Source organism: Jiangella sp. DSM 45060 (assembly GCF_900105175.1).
GTDB lineage: Bacteria > Actinomycetota > Actinomycetes > Jiangellales > Jiangellaceae > Jiangella.
The window spans coordinates 153889-176741 of sequence record NZ_LT629771.1; the positions used below are offsets into that span (position 1 = coordinate 153889).

Genomic DNA, 22853 nt, shown 5'->3' on the forward strand with positions numbered 1-22853 from the left:
TTCACTGGCGGCTAGTCCCGGCCACCCGCCCAGGGGTGCTGGCACCCCGTCGTATTCGGGTGGCTGCCGCCCTGGCGCGTTCGCGCCGGTAGGAGTGTCATGGCGGCATGACCTCGGCCACCGCCCGCATCACCGTGCTTCTCGCGGACGACAACCTGCTCGTCCGCGAGGGGGTGCGGGCGCTGCTGCGCGTCGCCGGTGACGTGGACGTGGTGGCGACGGCCGAGGACTACGACGGGCTGGTCGCGCAGGCGGTCGAGCACCGCCCGCAGGTCGTCGTCACCGACATCCGGATGCCGCCGCGCTTCGCCGACGAGGGCATCGAGGCGGCCAAGGAGGTCCGCAAGCGGCTCCCGGGCACCGGGATCGTGGTGCTGTCGCAGTACGACGACCCGGAATACGCGGTCGCACTGCTGGCCCAGGGCGCCGCCGGCTACGCATACTTGCTCAAGGAGCGGGTGGCGGACGGCGACCGGCTGGCCCGTGCCGTCCGCGAGGTCGCGGCGGGGGGTTCCATGCTGGACCCAGAGATCGTGCAGGCCCTCGTGACACCGGCACGGGGCGGCACCGGCCTGTCCGCCGACGAGGAACGGCTGCTCACCATGGTGGCCGAGGGACGCGCCGTCAAGGCCATCGCGGTCGCGCTGCAGAGCACCCCTGAGGCCGTCGACCACGCCGTCGAGGAGCTCTTCCTGCACCTCGCCCGCGACGCCAGCTCCGGCGTCCGCGGCGCGCTGGAGCGGCTGCGCAAGCTGCACACGGCGATCCTGGAGCGCGAGGAGCAGGGTGAGACGCTCACCCGGTTGCTGCCGTCCGGGCTGGCCGACAAGCTGCGCGACGACCCCGGCGCGGTCGCCCGCACCGAGCGGCTGATCGTCACCGTGCTGATGTCGGACGTGCGCGGCTACTCCGGCATCGCCGAGCGGGCCGACCCGTCGACGCTGGCCCGTCAGCTGAACGCCCACCGCCGGGCCATGAACGGTGCCATCCTCGACCAAGGGGGCACCGTGATGCAGTACGTGGGAGACGCCGTCATGGCCGTCTTCGGAGCGCCGTTCCCGCAGGCCGACCACGCCGAGCGGGCGCTTCGGGCCGCCCACGACATGCACCGGCGGCAGGCCGGCGTCGACGCCCAGTGGGTGGCCGAGGGGCTGGAGCCGTTCGGCATGGGCATCGGCCTGTCCACCGGCGAGGTGGCCGCCGCGCTGCTCGGCAGCGACGAGCGGCTGGAGTACACGCTGGTCGGCGACACCGTGAACCTGGCGCAACGCCTGCAGGACCTGGCCCGGCCGGCCGGGACGACGGTGGCCAGTGCGGCCACCGCGGCGGCCGCGCCCGCGTGGACGTTCCAGCGGCTCGACCCGGTCCGGGTCAAGGGCCGCGACGCTGCGGTGACGGCGTGCCGGGTGCTCGCGCCCGCCGCCGCACCCGACGAGGTGGAGGAGTACAGCCGATGACCGCACTGCTGGCTCAGGGGGTCCGCCGGACGTTCGAGGCGGAGTTGGCGCCCGTCCGGGCGTTGCGCGGCGTCGACCTGCGCGTGGACCGCGGCGAGTTCGTCGCGCTGATGGGGCCGTCGGGCTGCGGCAAGTCGACCCTGCTGAACATCTTCGCCGGGCTCGATCAGCCCGACGAGGGCGAGGTGGTCGTCGACGGGCTGGTCGTGAGCGGCCGCGACGAGAACTGGCTGGCCCGGTTCCGGCGGCACCACGTCGGCATCGTCTTCCAGTTCTTCAACCTGCTCGAGGGCGTCTCGGCGCTGGACAACATCGCGCTGCCGGCCATCCTCGGCGGGCTGCGCCGCAAGGCGGCCGAGTCGCGCGCCCGCGACCTGCTCGACCTGCTGGGCCTGGGCGATCGCACCGAGCAGCTGCCGTCGGTGCTCTCCGGCGGGCAGCGCCAGCGGCTGGCGATCGCCCGCGCGCTGGTCAACGAGCCGGCCGTGCTGCTGGCCGACGAGCCGACCGGCGCGCTCGACAGCGAGGGCGGCGCGGAGATCCTGGAGCTGTTCCGCCGGCTGCACGGCGACGGTCAGACCATCCTCATGGTCACCCACTCCGCCGACGTCGCCGCCGGGGCGTCGCGGGTGGTGCGCATGCGCGACGGACGCATCGACGGCGTGCGGGTCGGTTCGGTGCCGGCCGCGTCCGTGGTGGAGGAGCGCGCGCCGTGACGGCCGTCCGCGCCTGGCTGCGGCTGGACGCCCGGCGCCGGTGGCGGTCGCTGCTGGTCATGGCGCTGCTGGTGGCGCTGGCCGCGGGGACGGTCATGACGGCGTTGTCCGGCGCCCGGCGCGGCTCGACCGCGGTCGACCGGCTGGTGGAGCGGACGCTGCCGGCCACCATCGCCGTCCTCCCGAACCAGGCCGGCTTCGACTGGGACGCCGTCCGGGCGCTGCCCGAGGTCGAGGCGCTGACGACGTTCTGCCTGACCGGCTCGTACGTGGTCGACGAACTGCCGCCGGACTCGTACGCCGCGGGCTTCCCGCCGGGCGACGACGAGGTGTTCCGGACCATCGAGCGCCCGGTCGTCCTCGACGGCCGGCTGCCCGACCCGGTGCGGGCCGACGAGGTCGTCGTCAGCCGGTCGTTCGAGCAGAACTACGGGCTGGGCGTCGGCGACGGCGTCACACTGCGGCTGTTCACGCCGCGGACGCAGGACGGCCTGAAGTTCGCGTCGACGCTGCCCGAGCCGGACGGCCCGGTGGTCCACGCGACGATCGTCGGGATCATCCGGTCGCCGTGGTTCAGCGATGTCGTCGGCGACTCCGAGGGTGGGCTGTCGCCGTCGCCGGGCCTGTTCGCGCGGCACCGCGACAACCTCATGGGCGCCTCCGGTGAGGGCGAGCTGAACGCGCTGGTCCGGCTGCGCGGCGGGGAGGCCGCGATCCAGGCGTTCAAGGCGGACCTGCGCGAGGTCAGCGGGCGCGGCGACATCGACTTCATGGACCTCGCCGAGGATGGCCGGCACCTGAACGCGGTCACCCGGTTCGAGGCCGACGCGCTGCAGGCGTTCGCGCTGGCGGCGGGCGCGGCGGCGATCTTCCTCGTCGGCCAGGCGGTGGCGCGGTACGCGGCATCGGCGGCGGCCGAGCTGCAGATCGGACGGGCGCTGGGCATGACATCGGGGCAGGCCGTCGTGGCCGCGGCGGCGGGTCCGGTGGGTGCGGCCGTCGCCGGCGCGCTGCTGGGTGCGGGCGCCGCGGTGGTGGCGTCGTGGTGGTTCCCGATCGGCACCGCCGCGTTGTACGAGCCCGACCCGGGCATCGACGCCGACCCGCTGGTCGTCGTCGTGGTCGGGACGGCGACGGTGCTGCTGGCGGCGCTCGGCGCGGGCCTGGCGGCGCGGCTGGCACTGCGCTCGGCCCGCACGGCGCGCCGCGCGCGGCCGTCGGCGCTCGCGGCCGCCGCCCGGCGGGCCGGTGCACCGGTTCCGGTGGTCGTCGGCGCGCGGTTCGCGCTCGAGCCCGGCCGCGGCCGCCAGGCGGTTCCGGTGCGCCCGGCGCTGGTGGGCGCCGTCGTCGGGGTCGTCGGCGTCATCGCGGCGTTCACCTTCTCCAGCGGCGTCACCGACGCGGCCGCGCACCCGGAGCGGTTCGGGCAGGTGTACCAGCTGGCGTCCTTCGTCGGCGACGCCGGCGAGGACTTCGGTCCCGTCGACGACGTCATGGAGGTCATGGCCGACGACCCGGACGTGCGGGTCGTCAACGACACCCGCGTCGCGGTCGCGACGGTCGAGAACCGGCCGGTCACGCTGTTCACGCTGGACCAGGCCGGACGCGAGCCGCTGCGGCCGGTGCTGGTCGAGGGCCGGGCGCCGGAGCACCCGGGCGAGGTGGCGCTGGCGCCCGCCAGCGCCGACACCATGGGCGTGGGCGTCGGCGACGTCATGACGATGTCCGGCACCGCGGGCGACCGCGAGTTCACCGTCACCGGCCTGGCGTTCGTGCCGGAGGGGCCGCACAACAACTACGTCACCGGCGGCTGGGTCTCCGGCGACGGCTACGACACGCTGTTCGACCCGGCCAGCACGGTGTCGCCGGCGTTCAAGTACCACCTCGTGCTGCTCGGGCTGACGCCGGGCGCCGACGCGGCGGCGGTGACCGAGCGGCTCGAGGCCACCGTCGCGCCGGTGATCGCCGCGGCCACCGGCGCGCCGCCCGAGTCCGTCACCGACGTCGTCGCACCGGCCGAGCCGCCCAGCCGCCTCGCGGAGCTGCGCCAGGTCCGGACGCTGCCGGTGTTCCTGGCCGGGTTCCTGACGGTGCTCGCGCTGGGCGCCGTCGGGCACGCGCTGGCCACCGCCGTGCGCCGTCGCCGGCACGAGGTCGCCGTGCTGCGGGCGCTGGGCATGACCCGCTGGCAGTCCCGCGGCGTCGTCGTCACCCAGGCCAGCCTGCTGGCGCTGGTCGGGCTGGCTGCCGGGGTGCCGCTCGGCCTGGCGCTGGGCCGGACCGTCTGGCGCTACGTCGCCGACACGACGCCGCTGCTCTACGTCGCCCCGCTGGCGGCGCTGGCGCTGCTGCTGATCGTGCCGCTGGCACTGCTGGCGGCGAACCTGCTGGCGGCCTGGCCGTCGCACCGGGCGGCGTCGCTGCGGGTGGGCTCCGTGCTGAGGGCCGAGTGATGACGGCGGCGTGGCTGCGGCTGGAGCTGCGACGGCGGTGGCGGTCGCTGCTGGTGCTGGCGCTGTTGGTGGCGCTGGCCGCGGGGACGGTGCTGACGGCGGTCGCGGGCGCCCGGCGTGATGCGAGCGCCGTCGACCGGCTGCTGGAGCGGACGCTGCCCGCGGACGTCGCGGTGCTGCCCAACCAGCCCGGCTTCGACTGGGACGCCGTGCGAGCGCTGCCCGGCGTCGCGGCCGTCGGCACCTACACCGGCATCGACTACGACGTCGACGGCGAGCCGTCCGCGGGTCTGCTCGGCGACGACGAGACGATGCGGACGGTGGAACGTCCGGCCGTGCTCGATGGCCGGCTGCCCGACCCGGAACGGCCGGACGAGGCGGTCGTCACGAGTGACCACAGCGCGGAGGTCGGCGACACGGTGACCTTGCGGCTGCATCCGGCCGACTCGGCGGCGGCGCAGCCGGAACTGACCGTGACCGTGGTGGGCGTCGTCCGGTCGTACTGGTACCACGACGACGCCGAGGGCGTGGGCGAGCTGGTCCCGTCGCCGGAGCTCTACGCCGCGTTCGAGGATCAGCTGATCGGCGACGAGCCGGGCGAGTTCAACGCGATCGTCCGGCTCCATGACCGTGAGGCGGGCATTCCCGCGTTCCAGGCGCGGTTGCGGGAGATCAGCGGCGTCGACATCGACGTGGTGAACCTGGCCGAGCTGGCCCGGCGCGACCGCGACGACGCGGCGTTCGAGGCCGACGCGTTGCTGGTGTTCGCGCTGGTCGCGGCCGTCGCGTCGGTCGTGCTGCTGGGGCTCGCGGTGGCGCGGTACGTGGCCGCGGTCCGGCCCGCGCTACGCGTGCTGGGTGCGCTGGGCCTGACCCCGCGCCGGCTCGCGTGGGCGGCCGCCGCAGGACCGGCGCTGGCGGCGGTCGTCGGCGCGCTGCTGGGCGTCGCGGCGTCCGTCGTGGCGTCGCGCTGGTTCCCGATCGGCGCGGCGGCGCGGTTCGATCCGGCGCCGGGTGTCGCCGTGGATCTGCCGGTGCTGGCCGCCGGCGCAGTTGCGGCGCCGGCGCTGATGCTGCTGGGCACGATCGCGGTGGCTCGCGCGGCGCTGCGCCGTACCGGCGCGCGGCCGGCCAGGTCCGCGGTGGCGGCAGCAGCGCAGCGGCTGGGGGCGCCGGTCCCCGTGGTCGTCGGGAGCCGCTTCGCGCTGGAGGCGCGGTCGTCGGGCGCCGTCCGGCCCGCACTGGCCGGCGCCGTCGCCGGGGTGCTGGGGGTCGTCGCCGCCGTGACGTTCTCCGCCGGCGTCCGCGATGCCACCACCCACACCGAGCGGTTCGGGCAGGTGCATCAGCTGGTGGCGTTCACCGGGTTCTCCGGGATCGAGGTCGCGCCGGTGGCGCAGCTGGCTCCGATGGTGGCCGCGGACCCGGACGTCCGCGCCGTCAACGACACGCGCATGGCGGTGGCCGGCGCCGGTGACGCCTCGATGAGCCTGTTCACGCTGGAGCCCGGGTGGCGGCCGGTGGTGACCGAGGGCCGGGCGCCGCGGGGCGCCGGCGAGGTCGCACTCGCGCCGCACAGCGCCGCGGCCGTCGGCGCGGCGGTCGGCGACGTCATCCGGCTGACGGGAACCCGCGGCGAGCGCGAGGTCACCGTCACCGGTCTGGCGTTCGTCCCGGAGGCCCCGCACAACGACTACACGCTGGGTGGCTGGGTGACTCCGGCCGGTTACGACGAGCTGTTCGACCCGGCCGCCACGGCGTCTCCGCCGTTCAAGTTCCGGCTGCTGCTGGTGGCGCTGACGGCAGGCGCCGATCCCGGGCTCGTCGCCGACCGGTTGGCCACGGCCACGGCGACCGACGGATTGATCCAGCCGGCTGAGCCGCCCAGCCGGCTGGCCGAGCTCCGGGAGATCCAGGGCCTGCCCGTCTTCCTGGCGGCGTTCCTTGCCGCGATGGCGCTCGGAGCCGTCGGCCATGCTCTCTTGACCACGGTCCACCGGCGTCGCCACGACCTCGCCGTGCTGCGCGCCGTCGGCCTCACCCGGCGGCAGTCGCGAGCGGTCCTGATGACGCAGGCGAACGTCCTCGCCCTGGCCGGGTTGCTGTTCGGCGTGCCGCTGGGCATCGCCACCGGCCGAGTGGTCTGGCGGTTCGTGGCCGAGACCACGCCCGTCGACCACGTGGCGCCGGCCGCGTTGCTGACGACCGGCCTGGTCGCGGCGGCGGCGCTGCTGGCGGCGAACCTGCTGGCGGCCTGGCCGGCGCGCCGGGCGGCGTCGCTGCGGGTGGGCTCCGTGCTGAGGGCCGAGTGATGACGGCGGCGTGGCTGCGGCTGGAGCTGCGACGGCGGTGGCGGTCGCTGCTGGTGCTGGCGCTGTTGGTGGCGCTGGCCGCGGGGACGGTCATGACGGCGGTCGCGGGCGCCCGGCGTGGTGCGAGCGCCGTCGACCGGCTGCTGGAGCGGACGCTGCCCGCGGACGTCGCGGTGCTGCCCAACCAGCCCGGCTTCGACTGGGACGCCGTGCGGGACCTGCCCGGGGTGGCCGCGCTGTCCACGTTCGGCGGCGCACCGTACGTCGTCGACGGCGTGCCGGCCGACTCGCTCGGCGGCGCCGTGGGCCCGGACACCATGGTCACGGTGGAGCGGCCGGCCGTCCTCGACGGGCGGCTGCCCGACCCGCACCGCGCCGACGAGGCGACGGTGACGCCCCGGTTCGTCGAGACCTACGGCCTGGGCGTCGGTGACACCGTGACGATCCAGCTGTTCCGGCCCGAGTCGTTCGCCGCCTTCCGCGCCGATCCGTCGCTGCCGCCGGACGGGCCGGTCGTCGAGGCGCGCATCGTCGGCGTCGTCCGGTCGTTCTGGCACGGCGACAGCCTCGGCGGGCAGGGGCTGCTGACGTCGTCGGCCGGGCTGTTCGAGCGGTATCCGGCCGAGCTGGGCGCCGGCTCGCCGACGGAGCTGTTCAACGCGATCGCCCGGCTGGACGGCGGCGCCGCGGCCATCCCGGCGTTCCAAGCCGAGCTGGAGCGGCTCACCGGCCGCACCATCGACGTCTGGGACCTGGGGGAAGCGTTCCACCAGCACGCCCGCGACGTCACCGGCTTCGAGGCCGACGCGCTGCTGGTGTTCGCGCTGGCCGCTGCTGCCGCCGCGGTGTTCCTGGTCGGGCAGCCGGTCGCCCGCTACGTCGCCGCATCCGTCGCGGACCTGCAGGCGCTGCGGGGCGTCGGGATGCTGCCGCGGCAGGTGGTCGCGGCGGCGGCGCTCGGGCCGGTGCTGGCGGCGGCCGCGGGCGCGGGGCTCGGCGTGGCGGGCGCGGTGGCGGCGTCGCGGTGGTTCCCGATCGGCTCCGCGGCGACGCTGGAGCCCGCTCCCGGCGTCGACGCCGACGTCGCGGTCCTGGGCGGTGGCCTGCTCGCGGTGCCCGTCCTGGTGGCCGTCGCGGCCGTGACGGCGGCCGTCCTGGCCGTGCGCGCCGCCAGGACGGCGCCGCACCGCCGCCGCTCGGCCGTCCCGGGCGCCGTCGCCGCCGCGGGGCTGCCGGTGCCGGTGGTCGTCGGCGCCCGGTTCGCGCTGGAGCCCGGCCGCGGCCGCCAGGCGGTGCCCGTACGGCCCGCGCTGCTGGGCGCCGTCACCGGCGTGGCCGGCGTGATCGCGGCGTTCACCTTCTCCAGCGGCGCCGACGACGCGACCGGCGACCTGCGCACGTTCGGCCAGACCCACCAGCTGCTGGCCTACCTCGACGACGGCGCGGACGCGCCGCCGGCCGCCGACGTGCTGGCCGCGGCCGCCGCCGACCTCGACGTCGCCGCCGTCAACGACGCCCGCATCGGCGCGGCGGAGATCGGCGGGGTGTCGGCCGCGGTCTACGCCTACGCGCCGGTCGGCGACGGTGTGCCGGATGTCGTCGTGCTGAACGGGCGGATGCCTGCGCGGGCGGACGAGATCGTGCTCGCCCCGGCGACGGCGGCGGCCGCCGGAGCGGGCGTGGGCGACCGCGTCGACCTGGTGGCGACCGGCGGGACCGGCAGCGCCACCGTCACCGGCATCGCGTACCTGCCCGACGGCTCGCACAACGACTACACGACCGGCTCCTGGGCCACCCGCGACGGCTACGACGCGCTGTTCGCCGGTGACGTCAAGTTCCACGAGGCGCACGTCGAGCTGCGCCCCGGCGCCGACGCCGCCCTCGTCGCGGACCGGCTGGCCGAGGCGACCGGCGTCGGGTTCGCCCCGCCGGAGCCGCCCACCCCGGTCGCGGAGATCCGGCAGATCCGGACGCTGCCCGTGGCGCTGGCCGGGTTCCTGGCCGTGCTGGCGCTCGGCGCGGTCGGGCACGCGCTGGCCACCGCCGTGCGCCGTCGCCGGCACGAGCTGGCCGTGCTGCGCGCCGTCGGGCTGACCCGGAGGCAGTCGCGCGCCGTCGTGACCACGCAGGCCAGCGTGCTGGCGCTGGCCGGGATGCTGATCGGCGTCCCGCTGGGTGTCGCGCTCGGCCGCACCGTCTGGCGCTACGTCGCCAAGACGACGCCGCTGCTGTACGTGCCGCCGGTGGCCGCGCTGGCGCTGGCGCTGGTGCCGCCGGTCGCCCTGGTGGCGGCGAACCTGCTGGCCGCGTGGCCGTCGCAGCGTGCGGCGTCGTTGCGGGTGAGCTCCGTGCTGAGGGCCGAGTGATGGCCGCCGCCTGGCTGCGCCTGGAGCTGCGGCGGCGGTGGCGGTCGCTGCTGGTGCTCGCGCTGCTGGTCGCGGTGGCGGGCGGCGCCGTGCTGGCGACGGTCGCCGGGGCGCGGCGGGGCGCGTCGTCGGTGCACCGGCTCGACGCCGTCGGGCTGCCCGCGACCGCCCAGGTGCTGCCGGGCGACCCGGGCTTCGACTGGGCCGCGGTGCGCGCGCTGCCCGGCGTCGCGGCGGTGGGGGAGGTGGCCTTCGCCGCGTACGAGATCGACGGCGTGCCGGCCGACGGGCCGGTGCCGGCCGACCGGAACGTGCTGCGGACGGTGGAGCGGCCGGTGCTCCTCGACGGCCGCGCGGCCGACCCGGACCGCGTCGACGAGGCCGTGGTCACGCCGCGGTTCGTCCGCACCTACGGCAGCGGCGTCGGCGACACCGTCACCGTCCGCCTCTACCGGCCCGAGACGCTGCAGGCGGCGGTGACGGACTGGCGCGGCCCGGTCGAGGAGGGTGCCCGGCCGCCGGCGGATGGGCCCGAGCTGCGCGTCCGCATCGTCGGCGTCGTCCGGTCGCCGCTGTTCACCGACCTGCCGGGCGCGCCTGGCTGGCTGGTGCCGACGGCCGCGTTCTACACGGCCTACGCCGGTGACCTGCTCGGCCCGCACGGCGCCACCGGCGCGATGGTGCGCCTCGACGACGGCGGCAGCGGCTACCCGGCGTTCAAGGCGGCCGTCACCGGGCTGACCGGGCGCACCGACCTCACCATGTGGAGCGAGGCCACGGCGACCGGCTTCGTCCAGGGGCTGGTCGACATCGAGGCCACCGCCGTCACCGCGTTCGCGCTGGCCGCGGGCGCCGCCGCCGTCGTGCTCGTGGGCCAGGCGGTCGCCCGGCACACCACGTCGGCCATGACCGAGCTGCGGGTGCTCGGCGCGCTCGGGATGACGCCCCGACAGCAGGTCGCCGCCGCGGCGGCCGGTCCCGCGCTGGCCGGGCTGGCCGGCATGACGGTGGGCGTGGGCGCCGCGGTCCTCGCGTCGGCGTGGTTCCCCGGCGGGACCGCTGAGCAGCGCGAGCCCGCCCCGGGGCTCGACGCCGACTGGACGGTACTGGCGACCGGCTGGTCCGTCGTCGTGGCCGCGATCGCCGGCGGCGCCGCGCTGAGCGCCGTCCTGGCCCTGCGGGCCGCGCGCGACACCGTGGCTCCGCGGCGCTCACCGGTCGCCGCCGCCGTCGCCCGGGGCCCGCTCCCGCTGCCGGTCGTCCTCGGGACGCGGCTGGCGCTGGAGCCGGGCCGTGGCCGGCGTGCTGTCCCGGTGCGCCCGGCGCTGGCCGGCGCGATCGCCGGGGTCGCCGGGACGGTGGCCGCGCTGACCCTGGCCGCCGGGATCGACGACGCCGCGTCCACGCCCGCGCGGTACGGGCAGGTGCACGCGCTGGAGGCGTCGCTCGACGTCGACGCCGCGACGGCCGCGCGGGTGCTGCCGCGGCTCGCCGCCGACCCGGACGTCACCGCCGTCAACGACAGCCGGTCCGCCGTGGCCCAGGCCGGGGGCGCCAGCCCGATGGTGTACTCGCTGGCGCCGGTCGGTGCCCCGCTGCCCGTCGTCGTCGACGAGGGCCGGGTGCCGTCCGCCGCCGACGAGGTCGCGCTCGGCCCGTACGCGGCCGCGACCCTGGGCGCCGGCGTCGGCGACACCGTCGAGCTGACCGGCACCCGGGCGGCGCGCCGGTTCACCGTCACCGGGCTGGCGTTCGTGCCCGAAGGGCCGGAGAACTACAACGTCGACGGCGCCTGGGTCACCGCACCGGCCTTCGACGCGCTGTTCGACGCCCCGACGTTCCACGTCGCCCATGTCGCGGTACGCGACGACGCCGAACCCGCCGTCGTGGCCGAGCGCCTGAACCGCGCCGTGGCCCCGGACGTCTCCGTCCAGCCGGCGCTGCGCCGCGACCACTCGGTGGAGCTGCGGGTGATCCAGGCGCTGCCGCTGTACCTCGCGATCTTCCTGGCCCTGCTCGCGCTCGCCGCCGTCGCGCATGCGCTGGCCGTGGCGCTGCGCCGGCGGCGGCACGACCTCGCCGTGCTGCGCGCCACCGGGCTGACCGCCCGGCAGTGCCGCGCGGCCGTCGTCACGCAGGCCGTGGTGATCGTGCTGACCGGGCTGGTGATCGGCGCGCCGCTCGGGGTGGCGGCCGGCCGGTCGCTGTGGCGCTACGTCACCGACGCCGCGGTGACGCACTACGTGCCGCCGCCGGCGGTCCCGGCGCTGGTCGTCGTGGTCCCGGCGGCGCTGGTGGCGGCCGTTCTGGTGGCGGCGTGGCCGGCTCGGCGGGCGGGGACGTTCCCCGTCTGGCAGGCCTTGCGGGCGGAATGAGGAGGTGGGCGGGGTGAACGGTTCGGTGCGCGCACGCAACCGGCGCGACGTCGCGCTGTGGGCCGGGTGGGCGGCGCTGGTGGCCGGCGCCGTCGGGCTCGCGGTGTGGGCGCTGCGGACGCTGATCGACGTGCCCGGCGAGCTGCTTCCGTGGGCGCTGCTCGGGCTGGCCGCGGTCCCCTTCGCCGTGACGGCGGCGGCCGTGCCCCGGCTGCGGCGCCGCGCCGGCTCCGTCGCCGGGCCGACGCTGGTGTTCTGCGGCCTGGCCCTGATGGTGCTCGCCGTCTACCTGGTGGTCGTGATCGGCCTCGGCGGCGAGGTCGACGACGACGGTCAGGGCGTGCTGGCGTTCTCGATGCTGGCCGCGCTGACGGCGGTCGTGCTGGCCGAGCCGGTGCGGGCGCGGCTGCACGAGCTGGCCTCGCAGTGGGCCGGTCCGCCGCAGCGCCCGGCGTCGTCGGCCCTCGAGACGTTCGGGTCGCGGATGACACGTGCCGTCCCCATGGACGAGCTGCTGCTGCAGCTGGCCGAGACCCTGCGCTCCACCCTCGGCCCGGCCGGCGCCGAGGTCTGGACCGGCGAGGACGGCGTCCTGGAACGGGCCGTGTCGGTGCCTGAGCGCGGTCATGCGCGGCTGACCCTCGCCGGCCCCGAACTGGCCGCCGTCAGCCGGGCCCGCGTGTCCGGCAACGCCTGGGCGGCGATGTGGCTGCCCTCCTTGCTGGCCGACGGCGGCGCGCCGGCCGTACCCGCTGGCCGTGCGCCGGACCTCGCGTCGGCCGAGAGCGCGCCGGGTGGTTCGGCGCTGGCGGGCGGGGGTGCGTCGGGCGGGGGTGCGTCGGGCGGGGGTGCGTCGGGCGGGGGTGCGTCGGGCGGGGGTGCGTCGGGCGGGGGTGCGTCGGGCGGGGGTGCGTCGGGCGGGGGTGCGTCGGGCGGGGGTGCGCCGGGTGGTTCGGCGCTGGCGGGCGGGGGTGCGTCGGGCGGGGGTGCGTCGGGCGGGGGTGCGTCGGGCGGGGGCGTGCCGGACGGGGCGCCGCCGGCGGGCGGGGGTGCGTCGGTCGGCGGTGCGTCGGGCGGCAGTGCGTCGCACGACCTCGCGCCGGCCGAAAACGCGTCGACGTTGTCAGTGCCCACCCCTAGGGTGGGCACTGCCCGGGCCGGGCGGGTCATGCCTACCTCGTCGGCGAACGCACGTCGATCGGTGCGCGTCGCGTCGGTCACGCATCTTGGCCGGCTGCTCGGCCTGCTCGTCGTGGTCCGCACCGCCGACGACCGCCCGTTCAGCGACGACGACGACCGCGTGCTGGCCGACCTCGCCCGCCAGGTCGGCCTGGCGCTGCACAACGTCCGCCTCGACTCCGCGCTGCAGGCGTCGCTGGAGGAGCTGCGCCGCCGCAACGCCGAGCTGCAGGCGTCGCGGGCCCGCATCGTGTCCGCGGCGGATGCGTCCCGGCGGCAGATCGAGCGCAACCTGCACGACGGCGCGCAGCAGCGGCTGGTCGCGCTGGCGGTGAAGCTGGGGCTGGCCCGCCGGCTTGCGACGGGCGACGCGGCGGGGCTGCTGGAGGAGCTGCGCACCGATGTCCAGGAGACGCTGACCGAGCTGCGCGAGCTGGCGCACGGCATCTACCCGCCGTTGCTGCGCGAGCACGGGCTCGGTGAGGCGCTGCGCAACGCGGCCGGGCGCGCCACGATCCCGGTCCGCGTCGAGGCCGGCGACGCCGGCGACGTGCCGCGCTACCCGCCGGAGGCCGAGGCGGCGGTGTATTTCTGCTGCTTGGAGGCGCTGCAGAACGCCGGCAAGCACGCCGGCCCGGACGCGACGGTGACGGTGCGGATCGGCGCGGCCGAGGGCGGGCTGGAGTTCGAGGTGGCCGATGACGGCGCCGGCTTCGACCCCGCGGCGACCGCGGAGAGCCACGGGTTCGTGAACATGCGCGACCGCCTCGGCGCGTTCGGCGGCGAACTGACCATCACCAGCGCACCCGGCGCCGGCACCGTCGTCGCCGGTACGCTCCCCGTCGTCGCGCTGACGCCGGTACGCTCCCACCCGTGACCACCGGCACCCGGGTCCGCGTCGTCGTCGCCGACGACGCCCTGCTGGTGCGCGAGGGCGTCCAGCGGGTGCTGGGCCTGTACCCCGACCTCGAGGTCGTCGGCGTGGCCGGAGATCTCGACGGCCTGCTGGCGGCGGTCGACGAGCACCGGCCCGACGTCGTCGTCACGGACATCCGTATGCCGCCGACGTCCAGCGACGAAGGCGTCCGCGCCGCCACCCGGCTGCGCGAGACCGCGCCCGAGACCGGCGTCGTCGTGCTGTCGCAGTATGCCGCGCCCGCGTACGCGCTGGAGCTGCTCTCCGGCGGCTCGCAGCGGCGCGCCTACCTGCTCAAGGAGCGGGTCAGCGAGCCCGACCAGCTGGCCGCGGCCGTCCGCGAGGTGGCCCGCGGCGGCAGCGTCGTCGACCCGCGCGTCGTCGAGGTGCTGGTGGCCGGCAACCGCCCGCCCGGCGATCCGCTGGCCGGGCTCACCAGGCGCGAGCGGGAGGTGCTCGAGCAGATCGCGCAGGGCAAGAGCAACGCCGGCGTCGCCGCCGCGCTCGTGCTCACCGAACGCGCCGTCGAGAAGCACATCAACGCGCTGTTCGCGAAGCTCGGCCTCACCGCCGAGCCCGACGTCCACCGCCGGGTCAGCGCCGTCCTGCTCTACCTCGCCTCGCTGCGCTGACGGGGTGCTGGCACCCCCGCGGGACGGGTGGTGACCGGGTGGCGGTCCCGCCCGGCGGCGACGATGCTGGTGTCATGGCCGGCAGTGCGCACACCCCCCACGCCGAGGCTCCGCCCGCCGTCGTCGACGTCCTCGTGGTCGACGACCAGGAGACCTATCTGTCCGTCGCCCGCTACGTCGTCGGCGCCACGCCCGGGTTCCGGGTCGCCGGCGAGGCCACCAGCGGCGAGGACGCGGTGCGGCTCGCGGCGGCGCTGCGCCCCGGGCTGGTGCTGATGGACATCAACCTGCCCGGCATCTCCGGCATCGAGGCCACCCGCCGGCTGCTCGCGGCCGCGCCCGACGCCGTCGTGCTGCTGATGTCGACGTACCCGGCGTCCGACCTGCCGCAGGACGCGCGCGCCAGCGGCGCCCGGGCCTACGTCCACAAGGAGGACCTCGCGCCCGACGTCCTCGTCGCGGTCATGGCCGGCCGCCTCGATCCCGGCTTCTGAGCGCACCGAAAACCCCTCGACCCACGGCTCGCGCCGGGGCGAGACTGGGATCATGGGCCACGTCGACCTCAACGCCGTCTCCTTCACCCTGCCCGACGGCCGGGTGCTGCTCGACGACGTCTCGTTCCGGGTCGGCGACGGCGCCAAGGTCGCGCTGGTCGGTGCCAACGGGTCCGGCAAGACCACACTGCTGCGCATCGTCGCCGGCGATCTCACGGCACACGACGGCGCCGTCACGCGCAGCGGCGGGCTCGGTGTCATGCGGCAGTTCGTCGCCCGCGACGCCCAGGACGTCCGCGACCTCCTGCTCTCGGTGGCGCCGCCGCGCGTGCGGGCCGCCGCTGCCGCCGTCGACGCCGCCGAGCTGGCCATGATGGACCGCGACGACGAACCCACACAGATGACGTACGCGGCCGCGCTCGGCGAGTGGGCCGACGCCGGCGGCTACGAGACCGAGGTGCTGTGGGACGTCTGCACCACGGCCGCGCTGGGCATCCCGTTCGAGCGGTGCCGCTGGCGCGAGGTGTCGTCGCTGTCCGGCGGCGAGCAGAAGCGGCTGGTGCTCGAGGCGCTGCTGCGCGGGCCCGACGAAGTGCTGCTGCTCGACGAGCCCGACAACTTCCTCGACGTCCCGGCCAAGCGCTGGCTCGAGGACCGCCTGGTCGAGTCCCCCAAGACGGTCCTCTACGTCAGCCACGACCGCGAGCTGCTGCACCGCACCGCCACCCGCGTCGTCACCGTCGAGCTCGGTGCGGCCGGCAACACCGCGTGGGTGCACCCGAGCGGGTTCGGCAGCTACCACGAGGCCCGGCGCGAGCGGTTCGCCCGGCTCGAGGAGCTGCGCCGCCGCTGGGACGAAGAGCACGAGAAGCTGCGTCAGCTCATGCTCATGTACAAGCAGAAGGCCGCCTACAACTCCGACATGGCCAACCGCTACCAGGCGGCGCAGACCCGGTTGCGCAAGTTCGAGGAGGCCGGCCCGCCGGAGGACCAGCCGCGCGAGCAGAACCTTCGCATGCGGCTGCGCGGCGGGCGCACCGGCAAGCGCGCCGTCGTCTGCGAGTCCCTGGAGCTGACGGGTCTCATGAAGCCGTTCGACCTCGAGGTCTGGTACGGCGAGCGGGTCGCCGTCCTCGGTTCCAACGGCTCCGGCAAGTCGCACTTCCTGCGGCTGCTCGCCGCCGGCGGCACCGACCCCGAGCCCGAGCACGAGCCCGTCGACGACGTCCCCGTCGCGCCGGTCCGGCACACCGGGGTGGCGCGGCTGGGCGCGCGGGTGCGGCCGGGCTGGTTCGCGCAGACCCACGACCATCCTGAGCTGGTCGGGCGCACGCTGTTGGAGATCCTGCATCGCGGCGACGGGCGGCGGGCCGGCATGCCGCGCGAGGAGGCCAGCCGCGCGCTCGACCGGTACGAGCTCGCGCACGCCGCCGACCAAGCGTTCGAGTCGCTGTCCGGCGGGCAGCAGGCGCGGCTGCAGATCCTGCTGCTCGAGCTGTCCGGCGCCACGTTGCTGCTGCTCGACGAGCCCACCGACAACCTCGACCTCGTGTCGGCCGAAGCGCTGCAGGACGGGCTCGAGGCGTTCGAGGGCACGGTGCTCGCCGTCACCCACGACCGCTGGTTCGCCCGCGACTTCGACCGCTACCTCGTGTTCGGCGCCAACGGCACCGTCTACGAGGCGCCAGAACCGGTCTGGGACGAAGGCCGCGTCACGCGGGTGCGCTGATGGAGCCCGTGTCGATCACCACCGACGCCGACGAGTTCTGGCAGCGGGCGGGCGAGTGGCTGCGGCGCGAGCCGGTGCTGCGCTCGGTGCTGCTCACCACCGTCGACCGCGAGCGCCGGGGCGGGTCGGGCGGCACGTTCGCCCTGCTGGCCGATGGTGCTGGTGCCGACGCTGTCGGGGCCGACGGGGCCGCGGCGGGCGGGGTGACCGGCGTCGCGGTGTGGACCCCGCCGTTCCGCGTCTACGTCGCCGCGCCGCCGGTCCAGGCCGAGCGGCTCGCCCTGGCCATGCTCGACCGCTGCCCGGCGATCGACGGCGTCACCGGCGTCACCGACGAGTCCGCGGCGTTCGCCCAGGCGTGGGCCGGTCACACCGGCGGCACCGTCGCCGTCTCGATGAACCAGCGGCTGTTCGAGCTCGACGTCGTCGTGCCGCCGCGGCCGGTCTCCGGCGCCGCGCGGCTCGCCGGCTCCGACGACCGCGACCTGCTGGTCGAGTGGACGCTGGCGTTCGAGCGCGAGTCCAACGCCGCGCCCGGCGCCAGCGTCGCCGAGCGCGTCGTCGACCTCATGCTGGCCGACGGCCGCGCCTGGCTCTGGGACGACGACGGCCCGGCCTGCTTCGTGGGCGTCTCCCGCACCGTCAGCGGCGTCGCCCGCATCGCGCCGGTCTACACGCCGCCCGGCCGCCGTCGCCGCGGGTATGCGTCGGCGCTGGTGGCGGCGGTCAGCCAGGCCGTGCTCGACGCCGGCGCCGGCCGCTGCGCCCTCTTCACCGACCTCGCCAACCCCACCGCGAACCACGTCTACACCGCCCTCGGCTACCGCCCCGTCGCCGACGTCACGGCCTACACCTTCAGCCGCTGACCGACGGGTGAGCGTCCGGTGCCGTGCGGACGCTCACCCGCGGGTGTCAGCCCACCGGTTCGACGTTGAACAGGTCGTCGTAGGTCTCCATCAGCAGCGCCCGGCCCTTGACCTGCGCGATCACCTCCGGACCCGCGACACCGTCGATGCCGGGGAGCTGGCCGGCGCCGCCCTCGGGGCCGAGCGGGATCGCGACCAGCGGCGGCAGCTTCTGGTACGCGCTCACCTCGCCGGCTCCGGTGATCCGCGCCGTCAGGTTCGCCGCGACCAGATCCGCCTGCAGCCGCGCGGTCGCCGCCATGTTCCGGTCGGCGTCGGCGATGTCGCCGATCGCGTACACGTTGTCGTGCCCGGCCACCCGCAGCTGGTCGTCGACGCGCAGGTAGCCCTGGTCGTCGCGGGCGGCGGCCAGCGAGCCGGTGACGAACCCGGTCGCCGGGGTCACGCCGAACGCACGGAACCAGATGTCGGCGGTGAGCTCCTCGCCGGTCTCGGTCGTGACGGTGACCGGCGCCGCCGTCGCGGCCGGTGCGTCCGGCAGTGCCCGTAGCGGGCTGCCGAGCACGAGGCGCACGCCGAGCCCGTCGAGCTGGCGGCGCAGTTCCGCGCGCAGCTCCTGGTCGTACGGGCCGGGCAGGATGTCGTCGGCGAGGTCGACCAGCGTGACGCCCTTCTCCGGGTAGGCGGTCTTGATCTCGCCGGCCAGCTCCAGCCCGGCCGCGCCGGCGCCGATCACCAGTGCGTGGCCCGACCCGCGCAGCGCGTCGTGCGCCGCCAGGAACCGCTGCCGCGCCACGGCGACGTCGGTCTCGTCGGTCTTCGCCGGGAACGGGTAGGACGAGCCGGTCGCGAGGACGACGAAGTCGGCGGCCAGCCGCTCGCCGGACGCCAGCGTGACGCCCTCCCCGTCCGCCTCGACGGCGCGGTCACGGACGAAGCGGCCGTGCGCGAGCAGCCGGTCGTACGGCAGGAAGATGCGGTCCAGCCACTCCGGCGCGACGAGCGCGCGCCAGGACGCGAGGTTGTGCAGGAACGTGTCGGACGGGTCGACCAGCGTCACGTCGGCGACCTCGTCGAGCGCCTTCGCGGCGTTGATGCCGCCGAACCCGCCGCCGACGATGACGACGGAGGGGCGCGAGCCGTGGGTCTCGGTCACGAATACTCCTCGGAGAGTCGAAGCTACGAGCCTTCTCGTAGCAGCTTCGAAAATCGAAGCAACATCGCTCGCGCTAGTATTCCTGACATGCCCGCGTCGGTTCGCGCCACCCACGACGCCGACGCCTGCTCCCGCACCGACGCCGCGCTCACCCGGGCGTTCACGATTCTGGGCAAGCGTTGGAACGCGCTGGTCCTGGGTGGTCTACGCACCGGTCCGGCCGGTTTCCGCGAGCTGTCGCGCGCCATCGACGGCCTCAGCGACTCCGTCCTGGCCGATCGCCTCGCCGAGCTGACCCGCAACCACCTCGTCCGCCGCCGCGTCGACGAGGGCCCGCCGGTCTCCGTCACCTACGAGCTGACCGACCACGGCTGCGCCCTCATGCCGGCCCTCGACCAGATCTCCTCCTGGGCCGTCGAGCACCTGCCGCCGGAGCCGTCGGAGGAGTGAGGTCGGCCTCGACAGGCCTCCTCCTGTTCGGCGCCTGCCGCCGGAGCCGTCAGAACAGCGGCGGCGCTGCTGCGATTGCGCACTCGGCCTTAGCTCCAGCCTTGGCGGGTGCCCGCAGCCGGTGGCCGTCACGGCAGTGAGGCGCGGGTCCTACGGGCGATTTCCAGGTCTGTCGGCACCTGCTGCGGGAGGCCGTCACGACAGGGAGGCCGGCCCTGGGTCAGATCTCCGCCGGGCGTCCGGGCGCCTCTCGCGCCGGGCGCCCATCAGAACAGCGCTGGCAGCGGCTGCGGTGGCGGCGGACCCTCGTAGCGGCCCGTGACCCGGACCCGCAGCGCCCGCTCGTCGTACTCCTCCAGCGCGTGCGCGATCCAGCCGGCCGTCCGCGCCACCGTGAAGATCGCCTCGCCAGCCTCCGGCGGCATCCCGGCCGCGACCGTCAGCGTCGCCAGTGCCAGGTCGACGTTCGCCGGCAGCGGCAGGTGCGTCGCGGCGGTCTCGGTGACGGCGCGCGCGGCGGCCAGCGCGGGCGCGGCCTCGGGCATGGCCGCGAGCCGTTCGAACAGGACCTGGGCCCGCGGATCGGTGGTCCGGTAGAGCCGGTGCCCCAGCCCCGGGATGCGCCGCCCCGCGCGCAGGTGTTCGGCCACGACCGGCCCGGCGCCTCGCTCGAGCACGTCGGTGAGCATCCGGTGCGCCAGGCCGCTCGCTCCACCGTGCAGCGGCCCCTCCGCCGCGCCGAGCGCCGCCGAGACGACGGCGTACGGATGCGCCCGCGCCGACGCCGCCGCCCGCGCCGTCACCGTCGACGCCGCCAGCCCGTGGTCGATCAACAGCACCAGCGCCCGGTCCAGGATGTGCACGGCGTACGGCCCGGCCGGGCGGTCGGTGAGTCGGGGCCACAGCCGCTCGGCGATGATCTCGCCCTCGCCAGATGTGCCGCTCTGGTCCGATGTGGTGCCGTGGTCCGTCGCGCCCCCGTGCGTAGTTGGGTGCCCGTCGCCTGCGGCGCTCCCGTGCGCTGCTGGACCGCCGTGCCGTGCTGCTCCGCCGTCTCCGACTCTGCCGCCGCGCGTCATGGGGTGCCCGTCGCCTGCGGCGCTCCCGTGCGCTGCTGGACCGCCGTGCCGTGCCGCTCCGCCGTCTCCGACTCTGCTGCCGTGCGTTAGGGGATCACCGTTGCCTGCTGTTGCCCCGCGGTGACCAACCGGGTCACCGTGCCCTGCTGCGCCCCGGTGTGCTCGGCCGCCGCGCCCAACTTGGCTGCCGGGCCCGAGTCGCCCGGTCACCTCGCCCTCACCCTGCACCGCTGCGCCGCCGCGGCCAGGCGCGTCGAGTCCGGTCTCCTCGCCTCGGCCGTCGCGGCGGGGGAGCGCGTCGACGAAGGTGGCGATGAGTCCGCGGGCCGTCGCCGCGACGGTGCCGGGGCGCAGGTCGAACCGGACCGGATCGACGGTGGCCGCGGCGACCGCCGCCACCCGGAGCCGGTCGACCAAACCGGCCTGCGGCGGCAACGCGTCGCCAGCGGCCCGGGCCGCCGCCAGTCCCTCGGACGGGGCGACGAACGGCGGGTCGAGCCGTTCCTGGCCGGTCCACAACCACCACGCCACCGCCTCGAACGACGTCCGCCGCGCCAGTTCGACCGGATCGACGCCGCGGTAGTAGTAGCGGTCGCCCTCGATCAGGGTCACGCCGCTGTAGACGGGGCCGGCCGCATCGTGCTCGCGCTCCGCGGCGGACCCGGCGTCCGGGCGACCTCGTCGCCGGCGCGCCAGCCGCTCCACCTCGTCGGGGTCGAACGTGCTGGCCCGGCCTCCAGCGCCGCGCCGGCTGCCGAGCAGGCCGCGGCTCACGTAGGCGTACACCGTCTCGGGCTTGATCCCGAGCCGGGCCGCGACCTGTTGAGTCGTCAGCCGACGCTGCTCCACCATCGTCCACCTTCATCGAGATATTGACTCAAATCAATATATCTATCATTACTGTCAACTATTGATCGCGCTGGAGGAACCATGACTGCACAGGTGCCGCGTGGACTGGCCGGGGTCGTCGTCACCGAGACCGTGTTGGGCGATGTCCGTGGCCGGGAGGGCTTCTACCACTACCGCGAGTACTCGGCCGTGGAGCTGGCCGCGAACCGCAGCTTCGAGGACGTCTGGCACCTCATGCTGTTCGGTGCGCTGCCGTCGGCGGAGGAGAGTGTCGCCTTCGCGGGCCGGGTCGCCGGACTGCGGGCGCTCACTGACGAGGTGCGTGCGGCGCTGCCGGCGATCGCCCGCGCGAGCGCCGCGTCAGGTCCGATGGCCGGGTTGCGTACGGCGCTGTCGCTGGTCGGCGCGGCGGAAGGGTTCCGGCCGGTCTACGACCTCACCGCCGACGAGCGGCGTGACGACACACTGCTGGCCGGTGCCGTCGTGCCGACGCTGCTGGCAGCACTGTACCGGCTCGGGCAGGGGCTGGAACCGGTCGAACCGCGCGCTGACCTCGGGCACGCGGCGAACTACCTGTACATGCTGTCCGGCCAGGAGCCGGCGCCCGCGCACGCCCGCGCCGTCGAGCGGTATCTGATCTCGACCATCGACCACGGCTTCAACGCGTCGACGTTCACCGGGCGGGTGATCGCCTCCACCGGCGCCGACGTCGCGGCCTGCCTGGTCGGCGGCATCGCGGCGCTGTCGGGCCCGCTGCACGGGGGCGCGCCGAGCCGGGCGCTGGACACCCTGGACGCCATCGGGACGCCGGACCGCATCCAGGCGTGGGTGCGGGAGCGGGTGCTGGCCGGCGACCGGATCATGGGCTTCGGCCACCCGGTGTACCGCACGGAGGATCCGCGCTCGCGGATGCTGCGCGACATCGCGACCGGTTTCGGCGGCCCACTGGCCGACTTCGCCGTCGAGGTGGAGCGGCAGGTCGAGGCGATCCTGGCCGAGCTCAAGCCCGGCCGCGAACTGCACACCAACGTCGAGTTCTACGCCGGCGTCGTCATGGAGCAGTGCGGTCTGCCGCGGGCGATGTTCACGCCGACGTTCGCGGTCGCCCGGGTCGTCGGCTGGACGGCGAACATCCTGGAGCAGGCGGCGGACAGCAAGATCATCCGGCCCGCCGCCCGCTACGTCGGCCCGCCTCCGCCCGTGCCCGTCCCGGCCGCCTGAGTCCGCGCGACGGGGGGTGGGGCGGACGGTCCGGGCGCCCCGCCGGCCGACGGTGCGGCCGACGACGTCACGACAACTGGCGGGGTTCGAGGACGTGGTGCAGTCGTGGTGTGGCAGGCGGGGCGCGGGGACCGCGCGAGGTACGGCGGCGGGTTTGCGGTGGCGGCGTGTGCGGTGACGGGTGTGCGGTGACGGGTGTGCGCTGCGGGCCGGTGGCCGTGAGCAGCGCGTGCGTGGCAGTCTGCGGCTGGAAGCGGCTGATCCGGGGCGTGCTGGCCGTGTGCGGTGCGTGCGTGGCGGGGTGCGCTGGCCCAGAGGCGGTGGCGGGTGAACGGTTGGGCGTTGGCCCGGGGTTCGGTGGCGAGTGCACCGCGGGGTCGGTGGTGGTGAGGCCGGTGCGGTGGCGGTCTGCGGCTGGAGGTGGCTGATCCGGGGCGTGCTGGCCGTGTGCGGTGCGTGCGTGGCGGGGTGCGCTGGCCCAGAGGCGGTGGCGGGTGAACGGTTGGGCGTTGGCCCGGGGTTCGGTGGCGAGTGCACCGCGGGGTCGGTGGTGGTGAGGCCGGTGCGGTGGCGGTCTGCGGCTGGAGGTGGCTGATCCGGGCG

At 75.9% G+C, this 22853-nt stretch carries 15 protein-coding genes and 1 pseudogene; 13 read left to right on the forward strand and 3 right to left on the reverse strand.

The features are described 5' to 3' along the window. Positions 1 to 107 precede the first annotated feature (107 nt). From BLU82_RS00850 to BLU82_RS00875, 6 genes are read left to right on the forward strand one after another with little or no spacing between them, the layout of a single operon-like run. Positions 108 to 1457 carry an adenylate/guanylate cyclase domain-containing protein gene (locus tag BLU82_RS00850; protein WP_092614342.1) on the forward strand — a complete coding sequence of 450 codons (1350 nt, stop codon included), beginning with the start codon at positions 108 to 110 and terminating at the stop codon, positions 1455 to 1457. Next, a complete protein-coding gene (locus tag BLU82_RS00855; protein WP_092614345.1) occupies positions 1454 to 2173 on the forward strand; it encodes an ABC transporter ATP-binding protein in 720 nt (239 codons plus the stop codon). The genes BLU82_RS00850 and BLU82_RS00855 overlap by 4 nt, the downstream gene beginning before the upstream one ends. Next, positions 2170 to 4626: an ABC transporter permease gene (locus tag BLU82_RS00860; protein WP_197682657.1), complete on the forward strand. Its 2457-nt coding sequence runs from the start codon at positions 2170 to 2172 to the stop codon at positions 4624 to 4626. The genes BLU82_RS00855 and BLU82_RS00860 overlap by 4 nt, the downstream gene beginning before the upstream one ends. Further along, the gene (locus BLU82_RS00865) at positions 4626 to 6938 is read left to right on the forward strand and encodes an FtsX-like permease family protein (RefSeq protein ID WP_092614348.1); all 2313 of its coding nucleotides are present in this window, start codon (positions 4626 to 4628) and stop codon (positions 6936 to 6938) included. The genes BLU82_RS00860 and BLU82_RS00865 overlap by 1 nt, the downstream gene beginning before the upstream one ends. Beyond that, a complete protein-coding gene (locus BLU82_RS00870; RefSeq protein WP_092614351.1) occupies positions 6938 to 9304 on the forward strand; it encodes an ABC transporter permease in 2367 nt (788 codons plus the stop codon). Before BLU82_RS00865 ends, BLU82_RS00870 begins: the two co-directional genes overlap by 1 nt. Continuing rightward, positions 9304 to 11679: an FtsX-like permease family protein gene (locus BLU82_RS00875; protein ID WP_092614354.1), complete on the forward strand. Its 2376-nt coding sequence runs from the start codon at positions 9304 to 9306 to the stop codon at positions 11677 to 11679. The genes BLU82_RS00870 and BLU82_RS00875 overlap by 1 nt, the downstream gene beginning before the upstream one ends. 814 nt (positions 11680 to 12493) lie before the next feature. On the opposite strand, the pseudogene BLU82_RS36215 reads toward BLU82_RS00875, so the two are convergent. Further along, positions 12494 to 12769, reverse strand: a pseudogene (locus BLU82_RS36215) (hypothetical protein); the annotation flags it as partial. Positions 12770 to 12847: 78 nt separating this feature from the next. Here BLU82_RS36215 and BLU82_RS36220 point away from each other — a divergent pair. The 5 genes from BLU82_RS36220 to BLU82_RS00900 all read left to right on the forward strand — a co-directional run bounded on the left by BLU82_RS36220 (position 12848) and on the right by BLU82_RS00900 (position 17495). Further along, on the forward strand, positions 12848 to 13735 hold the full coding sequence (locus tag BLU82_RS36220) for a sensor histidine kinase (protein ID WP_370246353.1): 888 nt from the start codon (positions 12848 to 12850) through the stop codon (positions 13733 to 13735). Then, on the forward strand, positions 13732 to 14406 hold the full coding sequence (locus BLU82_RS00885; RefSeq protein ID WP_092614360.1) for a response regulator transcription factor: 675 nt from the start codon (positions 13732 to 13734) through the stop codon (positions 14404 to 14406). The genes BLU82_RS36220 and BLU82_RS00885 overlap by 4 nt, the downstream gene beginning before the upstream one ends. A gap of 74 nt (positions 14407 to 14480) precedes the next feature. After that, positions 14481 to 14900 carry a response regulator transcription factor gene (locus BLU82_RS00890; protein WP_092614363.1) on the forward strand — a complete coding sequence of 140 codons (420 nt, stop codon included), beginning with the start codon at positions 14481 to 14483 and terminating at the stop codon, positions 14898 to 14900. A 52-nt stretch (positions 14901 to 14952) separates the two neighbouring features. Next, positions 14953 to 16629, forward strand: coding sequence for an ABC-F family ATP-binding cassette domain-containing protein (locus BLU82_RS36225; protein WP_092614366.1), 1677 nt, complete (start codon positions 14953 to 14955; stop codon positions 16627 to 16629). Then, positions 16629 to 17495 carry a GNAT family N-acetyltransferase gene (locus BLU82_RS00900; RefSeq protein ID WP_092614369.1) on the forward strand — a complete coding sequence of 289 codons (867 nt, stop codon included), beginning with the start codon at positions 16629 to 16631 and terminating at the stop codon, positions 17493 to 17495. The genes BLU82_RS36225 and BLU82_RS00900 overlap by 1 nt, the downstream gene beginning before the upstream one ends. A 46-nt stretch (positions 17496 to 17541) precedes the next feature. On the opposite strand, the gene BLU82_RS00905 is transcribed toward BLU82_RS00900, so the two are convergent. After that, the gene (locus BLU82_RS00905) at positions 17542 to 18651 is read right to left on the reverse strand and encodes an NAD(P)/FAD-dependent oxidoreductase (RefSeq protein WP_092614372.1); all 1110 of its coding nucleotides are present in this window, start codon (positions 18649 to 18651) and stop codon (positions 17542 to 17544) included. A gap of 87 nt (positions 18652 to 18738) precedes the next feature. On the opposite strand from BLU82_RS00905, the gene BLU82_RS00910 reads away from it, so the two are divergent. Then, positions 18739 to 19101: a helix-turn-helix domain-containing protein gene (locus BLU82_RS00910; RefSeq protein WP_092614375.1), complete on the forward strand. Its 363-nt coding sequence runs from the start codon at positions 18739 to 18741 to the stop codon at positions 19099 to 19101. A gap of 266 nt (positions 19102 to 19367) precedes the next feature. Here BLU82_RS00910 and BLU82_RS34910 read toward each other — a convergent pair whose 3' ends face one another. Beyond that, positions 19368 to 21032, reverse strand: coding sequence for a citrate/2-methylcitrate synthase (locus tag BLU82_RS34910; protein WP_197682658.1), 1665 nt, complete (start codon positions 21030 to 21032; stop codon positions 19368 to 19370). Between the two features lie 78 nt (positions 21033 to 21110). Here BLU82_RS34910 and BLU82_RS00925 point away from each other — a divergent pair, with 78 nt between their 5' ends. Further along, entirely contained in the window at positions 21111 to 22250 is a 1140-nt protein-coding gene (locus BLU82_RS00925) for a citrate synthase/methylcitrate synthase (protein ID WP_092614379.1), read from the forward strand. Positions 22251 to 22853: the final 603 nt, after the last annotated feature.